The following is an 8579-nucleotide window of genomic DNA, read 5'->3' as shown; positions in this document are numbered from 1 at the left end:
GGTCTGGCCGACAAGTTCGAGGGCCGCGTGCACCAGCCGCCGGCGCGTGCCGTGACGCTGGCGCTTCATGAACCGGTCGGCGTCGTCGGCATCGTCGCCCCCGACAGCTCGCCGCTGCTCGGTCTGATCTCGCTGGTCGCACCGGCGCTGGCCATGGGCAACACCGTGGTTGCGGTGCCGTCGGAGCGCTACCCGCTGCTGGCCACCGATCTCTACCAGGTCATCGAATATTCCGACATTCCCTCAGGCGCCATCAACATTGTCACCGGCCGCAGCGCCGAACTCGCCGGCGTGCTGGCCAAGCATGACGATGTTGACGGGCTCTGGGTATTCGCCGACGCAGAGACCTGCGCCAAGGCCGAAGCCGAGTCCATCGGCAACCTCAAGCGCGTCTGGAGCGGCAATGGCCGCAGCCTCGACTGGGCCTCCGACGAGGCTGCCGGCGACGCTTTCCTGCGCCGCGCCGTCGAGGTCAAGAATGTCTGGGTGCCTTACGGCGATTGATGTCCCGCCGGTGCTGTCGAGATCTTGTTCGGGCTTGACGCATGGACAGATGTTCTTTAACGAGAAAAAACATCTTTATCAGTGAACGGTCAACGGCGCAGGCTGCACGATCACGCGTGACTGGCACATGACGCCTTGGCCAGCCGCAGGTAGACCCGGACTATCCCCAGCGGACGAGGAGAACAGTATGGCGGATCTGGCAGGCAAGGTCGTTGTCGTCACGGCAGCGGCGCAAGGCATCGGCAAGGCGAGCACATTGGCGTTCGCAAAAGCTGGCGCCATCGTCCACGCCACCGACATCAACGAGACACTACTGGCGGAACTCGCCAGGACGCCGGGGATCAAGACCCGCAAGCTGGACGTGCTCAACGACGAGGCCGTCAACGCCGCCTTTGCCGAGATCGGTGTCGTCGATGTGCTGTTCAATTGCGCCGGTTTCGTCCATTCGGGCTCGATCCTGGAGATGAAGGACGCCGATCTCGATTTCGCGCTGAACCTCAATGTTCGCGCCATGATCCGCACCAGCCGTGCCGTGCTGCCCGGCATGCTGGAACGCGGCGATGGATCGATCATCAACATGGCCTCGCTGGCCAGTTCCACCAAGGGCGTGCCCAACCGCTTCGTCTATGGCCTGACCAAGGCCGCTGTCATCGGCCTGACCAAGGCGATCGCCGCCGACTATGTCGGCAAGGGGATACGCTGCAACGCCATCTGCCCCGGCACGGTCGAGAGCCCGTCGCTGCAGGACCGCATGCACGCGCAAGGCGACTACGATGCCGCCCGCGCCGCCTTCATCGCCCGCCAGCCGATGGGCCGGCTCGGCACGCCGGAGGAGATAGCGGATCTCGCCGTTTATCTGGCCGGCGCCACCTATACGTCAGGGCAGGCCTACAATATCGACGGCGGCTGGTCGATCTGACTGCGGAAATCTTGCGCGAGCCGGACGATCCGGCCCTTTCCCGGCGTTTGACAGGGGATCGAAGAGTCTGAAAATCCCGCGCGCCGGCTATCTCGCATGGCGATCGCGCTTGTCCCTAGTCAGGTCGATGGGTACGGTCCGCCGGTTCCTTGAAGGCGCAATCGCCTTGGCGGAAAGTTTGCAAAAGGCCACGAGGCCGCAATCAGGAGAAGGATTTAGATGAAACTGCTGCGCTATGGCGAGGTGGGAAGCGAACGTCCCGGCCTGCTCGATGCGGATGGAACGATCCGTGATCTCTCCGCTCACGTCACCGATATCGGCGGCAAGACGCTCGACCCGGCATCGCTGGCGGCACTGGCCAAGCTCGATCCCAAGTCGCTGCCGGCGGTTTCCGGCAGCCCGCGCCTCGGCGCCTGCGTTGCAGGCACCGGCAAGTTCATCTGCATCGGCCTCAACTATTCCGACCACGCCGCCGAGACCGGCGCCACCGTGCCGCCGGAGCCGATCATCTTCATGAAGGCAAGCTCGGCCATCGTCGGGCCGGATGATGACGTGCTGATCCCGCGCGGCTCGGAGAAGACCGACTGGGAAGTCGAGCTGGCCGTGGTCATCGGCAAAACCGCCAAATATGTCAGCGAGGCCGACGCGCTCGACTATGTCGCCGGCTATAGCGTTGCCCACGACGTCTCCGAACGCGCCTTCCAGGCCGAGCGGCAGGGCCAGTGGACCAAGGGCAAGAGCTGCGACACGTTCGGTCCGACCGGCCCGTGGCTGGTGACCAAGGACGAGGTAGCCGATCCGCAGAACCTCAAAATGTGGCTGACCGTCAACGGCAAGACGATGCAGAACGGCTCGACCAAGACCATGGTCTATGGCGTCAAATATCTGGTTTCCTATCTCAGCCAGTTCATGTCGCTGCACCCCGGCGACATCATCTCCACCGGCACGCCGCCCGGCGTCGGGCTCGGCATGAAGCCGCCGGTGTTTTTGAAGGCCGGCGATGTGGTGGAACTGGGCATCGAGGGCCTGGGCCAGCAGAAGCAGACGTTCAAGGCGGACGTTTAGGCAGGAGCTCTTACCTTCTGCTCTTGTGGGCTCCTGAAGGAGCGAAGACGGCTTGGCGCCCTTCCTCTACCCCGTCGATCGGGGGAGAGGTGTCGAGCGAAGCTCGACGGAGTGGGGGTCGACTGCTCGGCGAGAGACTAGGCGCTCACTGGGTCGTGCCTAATTTTCGGCGACTGTGCTCGGGGGAAGCGGCTTCCCCCACTCCGTCGCCGCTTCGCGGCGCCACCTCTCCCCCCTCCGGAGGGAGAGGAAAGGAGCGCCGGTGTGTCTACTTCAGCACCTTGCCATCCGCCCCAAACCTGTACGTCTTCGCCGGATCCGGCGTCGCATAGAGCGTGGCTCCCGGTTCTGCATCGTACACCCCAAAAATCCTGACCGTAATCAGCCCGGCCTTCTCGCAATCGAGATACAGATTAGTGTCGGCGCCGAGGTGCTCGGCATGCACCACCGTTCCCTTCCAGGCGCCGGATTTCGGATCGACGGTCAAATGTTCCGGCCGCACGCCGATGGTCTTGGCGGTTTCGCCGAGCCTGGCGCCGTCGACGAAATTCATCTTTGGTGAGCCGATGAAGCCGGCGACGAACTCATTTGCCGGCGAATTGTAGAGCTCCATCGGGCCACCGATCTGCTCGATTTTCCCTGCGTTGAGCACCACGATCTTGTCGGCCAGCGTCATCGCCTCGACCTGGTCGTGGGTGACGTAGATCATCGTCGCCTTCAGCCGGCGATGCAGCTGCGCGATCTCCAGCCGCGTGTTGACGCGCAGTGCTGCATCGAGGTTCGAAAGCGGCTCGTCGAAGAGAAAGAGCTTGGGTTCGCGCACCACGGCGCGGCCGATGGCGACACGCTGGCGCTGGCCGCCGGAGAGTTCGGCCGGCCGCCTTTCGAGATAGGGCTCCAGCGACAGCATCGACGAGGCGATGCCGATGCGGCGCTCGATCTCCGGGGCGGGCGTGCCGGCCTGCTTGAGGCCGAGGCCCATATTGTTCTTCACCGTCAGATGCGGATAGAGCGCATAGGTCTGGAACACCATGGCGATGCCGCGCTTGGCCGGCGGCGTGGCCGAGACGTCCGCGCCATCGATGACGACGCGGCCCGAGGTCGAGTCCTCCAGCCCGGCAATGACCCTGAGCAAGGTCGACTTGCCGCAGCCGGACGGCCCGACGAAGACAACGAACTCGCCGTCGTTCACTTCGAGGTTGATGCCCTTCAGCACCTCGACCGGCCCAAAGGCCTTCTTCACGTTCTCGATGTTCAGCGAGCCCACGGCTTCGTCCCTGTTCTAGAGTTTGACGGCGGTGCCACTGCGCACGCTCTCGTCGGCTGCAAGGCAGACGGCGAGCGATTTGACCGCGTCGTCCATATGTTTGGTGAGATCGAGATCCTCGCGGATCGCCTTCAGCACGAAGGCCTGTTCGAGGTCGCAGAGATCCTGATGGCCGGGTTCGCCCTCCATCGACAGCATCTCGTCGGCGTTGAGAAACTTGCCGTCCGCGCCGGTCGCCGCACTGTGCAGGCGGATGGTCGAGGTCTTGGTGTGGGTGTCGATGTCATCGGACTTCACACCTTCCTTCATGACGATCGACACGCAGCCATTGGGCGAGATGACGTCCTTCACGAAGAACGCCGTTTCCGAAATCATCGGACCCCAGCCGGCTTCGTACCAGCCGACCGAGCCGTCGTCGAACAGCACCTGCAAATGGCCGTAATTGTACATCGACTGCGCCACCTCGTCGGACAGCCGCACGCCCATGCCACGCACCTCGATCGGCTTCGCATCGGTGATCTGCAGCATGACGTCGAGATAGTGCACGCCGCAGTCGACGATCGGCGACGTCGTCTGCATCAACTGCTTGTGCGTCTCCCAGGTGTGGCCCGAGGATTGCTGGTTGAGGTTCATGCGGAACACGTAGGGCCCGCCGAGCTTGCGGGCTTCGGCGATCAGCCTGATCCAGGAGGGGTGATGGCGCAGGATGTAGCCGATCACCAGTTTCCTGCCGTTAGCCTTCGCCGCCGCGACGACGCGCCTGGCGTCGGCCATCGTCGTTGCCAACGGCTTCTCGACGAAGACGTGGCAGCCGGCCTCGAACGCCCTCACCGCATAGTCGGCATGGCTGTCGGAATAGGTGGCGATGCAGGCGACATCGGGCTTTTCCTCGCGCAATGCCTCATCGAAGGAGCGCCTGATGCCGTAACCCGACAGCCCGTCCGGCAGCGGCACGTCGGAGCGATTGATCAGCGCCGCGATCTGGAAACCTGGATTGGTATGATAAGCCAGCGCATGGCTGCGACCCATATTGCCGAGCCCGGCGACGACGACGCGAAGAGGTGTTTCAGAACTCACTTGACGGCTCCGGACGTGATGCCGCGGATCAGCTGCCGCGAGAAGATGACGTAGAGGATCAGCACCGGCATGATCGCCAGCGACAGGGCTGCCAGGATGGCGTTCCAGTTGGTGACGAATTGGCCGAGGAACAGCTGCGCGCCGAGCGTCACGGTCTTGGTTTCCTCCGACGGCGCCAGGATCAGCGGGAACCACAGGTCGTTCCAGATCGGGATCATGGTGAAGACGGCGACGGTCGCCATCGAGGGCCTGACCAGCGGCAGCACCAGGCGGAAGAAGATGGTGTATTCGGACAGGCCGTCGATGCGGCCGGCATTCTTCAGATCGTCGGACACCTGCTTCATGAATTCCGACAGGATGAACACGGCAAGCGGCAGGCCCTGCGCGGTGTAGACCAGGATCAGCGCCGTCAGCGTGTTGACCAGCCCGCTCGCCACCATCAATTGCAGGATGGCGACGGTGCCCAGCCGGATCGGGATCATGATGCCGAGCGCCAGATAGAGCCCCATCAGCGAGTTGCCGCGGAAGCGGTATTCCGACAGGGCGAACGCCGCCATGGCGCCGAACAGGAGCACGAAGAACAGCGAGGCGACGGTGACGACGAGGCTGTTCTGGAAATAGTGGATGAAGTCGCCCTGGCCGATGACGGTCGTGTAGCCGATCAAGTCGAAGGTCTTTGGCGTCGGCGGCGTCAGCGGCGCGCCGAAGATGCCGGCGCGGGACTTGAACGAATTCATGATGACGAGGATCACCGGAAACAGCGCGATTGCCGTGTAGGTCAAAAGGATCGCGTGGGCGCCGATGGTGCGGGGCACGGAACGGGTGGCGGTGCTCATCTCTCGGCCCCTCAGAACTGATAGCGACGCAGGCGCGTCTGGACGAGGAAGAGGTAGACGCAGACGCCGCCGAGGATGATCAGGAACATCATCGTGGCGATCGCCGCGCCCATATTGGGGTCGCCGGTCTGCAGCTGGAAGCCGAAGAAGGCGCGGTAGAGGAAGGTGCCGAGAATGTCGGTCGAATAGTTTGGCCCGGCGAGCGCGCCTTGCGCGGTGTAGATCAGGTCGAAAGCGTTAAAATTGCCGACGAAGGTGAGGATCGAGATGATGCCGATCGACGGCAGGATCAGCGGCAGCTTGATCTTCCAGAACTGTGAAAGGCCGGTAATCCCGTCGCATTCGGCGGCCTCGATCACCTCTTCGGGGATCGACAGCAGGGCGGCATAGATCAGCATCATCGGGATGCCGACGAACTGCCACACCGAGATCAGGCTGAGTGCGGTCAGTGCATATTGCTCCTTGCCGAGCCACGGCGTGAACAGGCTTTTCAGGCCGACGATATCCATCAGATGCGGCGCCACGCCCCACAGCGGCGACAGGATCAGCTTCCAGGCGAAGCCGACGATAACGAAGGACAGGATGGTCGGAACGAAGATCGCCGTGCGGTAGAAGGCCGCGAATCTCAGTTTCGGGCTGGACAGCAGCGCCGCCAGCATGACGCCGATCGGGTTCTGCACGATCATGTGGATGATGAAGAACCAGACATTGTTTCTCAGCGCGTTCCAGAAACCCACCGACCAGTTGGGATCGCCGAACAGGGTGCGGAAGTTTTGCAGCCCGACGAAGACCTGGTGCTGCTCGATGTTGCGGAACAGCGACAGCTGCAGCGTGCCGGCGAGCGGCAGGATCATAATCGCCGTGTAGACAAGCACGGCCGGCGCCAGGAAGATGCCGATGTGCCAGCGGAACGATCTTTTCGGTCTGATATCTGCGGCCATGAGTTCGGTCCCCGCCGTCTCTCGGTTCCAAAGGGTATCGATCTAGATGATGCCTCGATGCACGGCCCGAACATTCCTGCCCGATGCGGCAAGAACAAAGGCCTGCGACTGATCAGCTAGCCTTCCCCGATGAGAGGGTAAGGCCGGGAGGCGGTGCCGACAATCGCTATCTGAATAAGCGCACTCTGAACGAGGTAGTCCGGAACCGGCCAGGCCTGCGCCCGGCCGGTTCCGTTGCCTGAGCTCTTACTTCGCCGGCTTGTACCAGCTGTCGAGACCGGTCTGCAGCTTCTTGGCCGCGGCTTCCGGCGTATCGGTGCCGTTGATGACGTTGGCCGATTCAACCCAGGTCTCGTTCTCGAGGTTCGGCGTGCCGCGCGACAGGATCTGGTAGGTCGAGCGGATCGTCGACTTGCACTTGCCGCGCCAGGAGACGAATTCCTGCGCCAGCGGGTCTTCCATCTTCACCGGCGCGGAGTTCAGGCTGAAGAAGCCCGGCAGCGCGTTGGCGTAGATGGTGGCGAAATCCGGCGAGGCGACCCAGGACAGGAAGGTCTTGGCCGCATCGGCGTTCTTCGAAGCCGCATTCAGGCCCATGCCGATATCGGTATGGTCCGATATGTAGCAGGTGTCGCCGGCTCGCTCGACCGGCGGCGGGAAGGCGCCCATCTTGAACTGCGCCTGGGTGTTGAACAGGCCGATTTCCCACGAGCCGGCCGGATAGATGGCGGCGCGGCCGAGCGTGAACAGGTTCTGGCTGTCCGGATAGGTCTGCGCCTCGAAGCCGTCGCCGAGATAAGGCTTCCACTTGGCCAGTTCCTCATACGGCGCGACCCAGTCCTTGTCGGTTAGCTTCTGCTCGCCCTTGATCAGTGCTGCGCGGCCGTCCTCGCCCTTCCAGTAGTTCGGGCCGATGTTCTGGTAGCCCATGGTCGCGGCTTCCCAGAGATCCTTGGTGCCCATCGCCATCGGGATGTAGGTGCCGTCGGCCTTGATCTTGTCGAGCGCAGCGAAGAACTCGTCGCGGGTCTCCGGCACCTTGATGCCGAGCTTGTCGAAGGCGTCCTTGTTGTAGATGAAGCCGTGGATGACCGAGGCCATCGGCACGCAGAAGCTCGCCTTGCCGTCGTCGGTCTGCCAGGCGGACTTGGCCACCGGTGAGAAGTTCTCCATGCCGGGCAGCGCCGAGAGGTCGGCGAGGTTGCCCTTCTTGAACAGCTCGAGCGACTTGTCGAACGGGCGGCAGGTGATCAGGTCGCCCGCCGAGCCGGCGGCGAGCTTGGCGCCGAGCGCTGCATCATATTCGGTCGGGGCCGACGGCGCGAACACCACCTTGATGCCTGGGTTCTTGGCTTCGAAAGCCGGGATCAGCTTGTCCTTCCAGATGGCAAGGTCGTCGCCGCGCCAGCTTTCGATGTTGAGCGTTACGTCTTCGGCATAGGCAACCCCGGCCGAGCCGAGAATGCTGGTGCCCAAAAGCAGTGCCGTCAGTAGTTTCGTTGTCATGCTCAGTCTCCCTGTTGACCTTTTTCAGGTTCGGTTTTGATGAGAACGGAGGCAGCGCGCCCTTTGCTCCCCTCGCAAGCCTGTTTCACCCCGATGAAAATCGGGATGAACCAGGCTCTATTTCTCTGTTCGAGCATGATCTTTTCCGAAAAGCGGCTTCCACTTTTCGGGATCATGCCCCAGCGCGGAAAGGGCCGGCCGCAGCTTCTGGCCGGCCTCTTCCAGTATCTTCTGCGCCGCGTCAGTGCTGTCGGCGCCGGCGGCGAGCAGAATGGCGGTCTTGACCGCGCCGCCGCTCTTCTCGAGCAGGCGGGCCGCTTCGTCCGTGCCGCGCCCGCTGACGGCGGCGACGATGCGCGCCGCGCGGTCGCGCAGCTTGATGTTGTCGGCCATGAGATTGACCATGTAGCCGTCATGCACATGGCCGAGATGGATGGCGGTCAGCGTCGACAGCATGTTGAGCG

Annotated in this window: 8 protein-coding genes and 1 pseudogene; 3 read left to right on the top strand and 6 right to left on the bottom strand. The window is 63.1% G+C overall.

Going from position 1 to position 8579, the window contains the following annotated elements:
* The 3 genes from EN749_RS24325 to EN749_RS24315 form a co-directional block, all read left to right on the top strand.
* Positions 1–504 (top strand): aldehyde dehydrogenase family protein (locus EN749_RS24325; protein ID WP_128364120.1); only part of this gene is annotated, 504 nt, incomplete at its 5' end.
* 187 nt (positions 505–691) lie between these two features.
* On the top strand, positions 692–1423 hold the full coding sequence (locus EN749_RS24320) for an SDR family oxidoreductase (RefSeq protein ID WP_128364119.1): 732 nt from the start codon (positions 692–694) through the stop codon (positions 1421–1423).
* Between the two features lie 219 nt (positions 1424–1642).
* Entirely contained in the window at positions 1643–2488 is an 846-nt protein-coding gene (locus tag EN749_RS24315; RefSeq protein ID WP_127294714.1) for a fumarylacetoacetate hydrolase family protein, read from the top strand.
* Between the two features lie 268 nt (positions 2489–2756).
* On the opposite strand, the gene EN749_RS24300 is transcribed toward EN749_RS24315, so the two are convergent.
* The 6 genes and pseudogenes from EN749_RS24300 to EN749_RS24275 all read right to left on the bottom strand — a co-directional run.
* Positions 2757–3755, bottom strand: coding sequence for an ABC transporter ATP-binding protein (locus EN749_RS24300; protein ID WP_128364118.1), 999 nt, complete (start codon positions 3753–3755; stop codon positions 2757–2759).
* A gap of 15 nt (positions 3756–3770) precedes the next feature.
* Positions 3771–4832, bottom strand: coding sequence for a Gfo/Idh/MocA family oxidoreductase (locus EN749_RS24295; protein ID WP_128288884.1), 1062 nt, complete (start codon positions 4830–4832; stop codon positions 3771–3773).
* The gene (locus tag EN749_RS24290) at positions 4829–5668 is read right to left on the bottom strand and encodes a carbohydrate ABC transporter permease (protein ID WP_127380895.1); all 840 of its coding nucleotides are present in this window, start codon (positions 5666–5668) and stop codon (positions 4829–4831) included. Before EN749_RS24290 ends, EN749_RS24295 begins: the two co-directional genes overlap by 4 nt.
* Before the next feature lie 11 nt (positions 5669–5679).
* Entirely contained in the window at positions 5680–6609 is a 930-nt protein-coding gene (locus tag EN749_RS24285) for a sugar ABC transporter permease (RefSeq protein ID WP_127397587.1), read from the bottom strand.
* A 246-nt stretch (positions 6610–6855) separates the two neighbouring features.
* A complete protein-coding gene (locus tag EN749_RS24280) occupies positions 6856–8115 on the bottom strand; it encodes an ABC transporter substrate-binding protein (protein ID WP_127397588.1) in 1260 nt (419 codons plus the stop codon).
* Positions 8116–8232: 117 nt separating this feature from the next.
* Positions 8233–8579: pseudogene (locus tag EN749_RS24275) on the bottom strand (N-acetylmuramic acid 6-phosphate etherase); the annotation flags it as partial.

Source organism: Mesorhizobium sp. M7A.F.Ca.ET.027.02.1.1, assembly GCF_004022985.1.
Lineage (GTDB): Bacteria > Pseudomonadota > Alphaproteobacteria > Rhizobiales > Rhizobiaceae > Mesorhizobium.
Note: the sequence above shows the minus strand (reverse complement) of the source record. Positions and strands in the feature narration are given on the sequence as shown.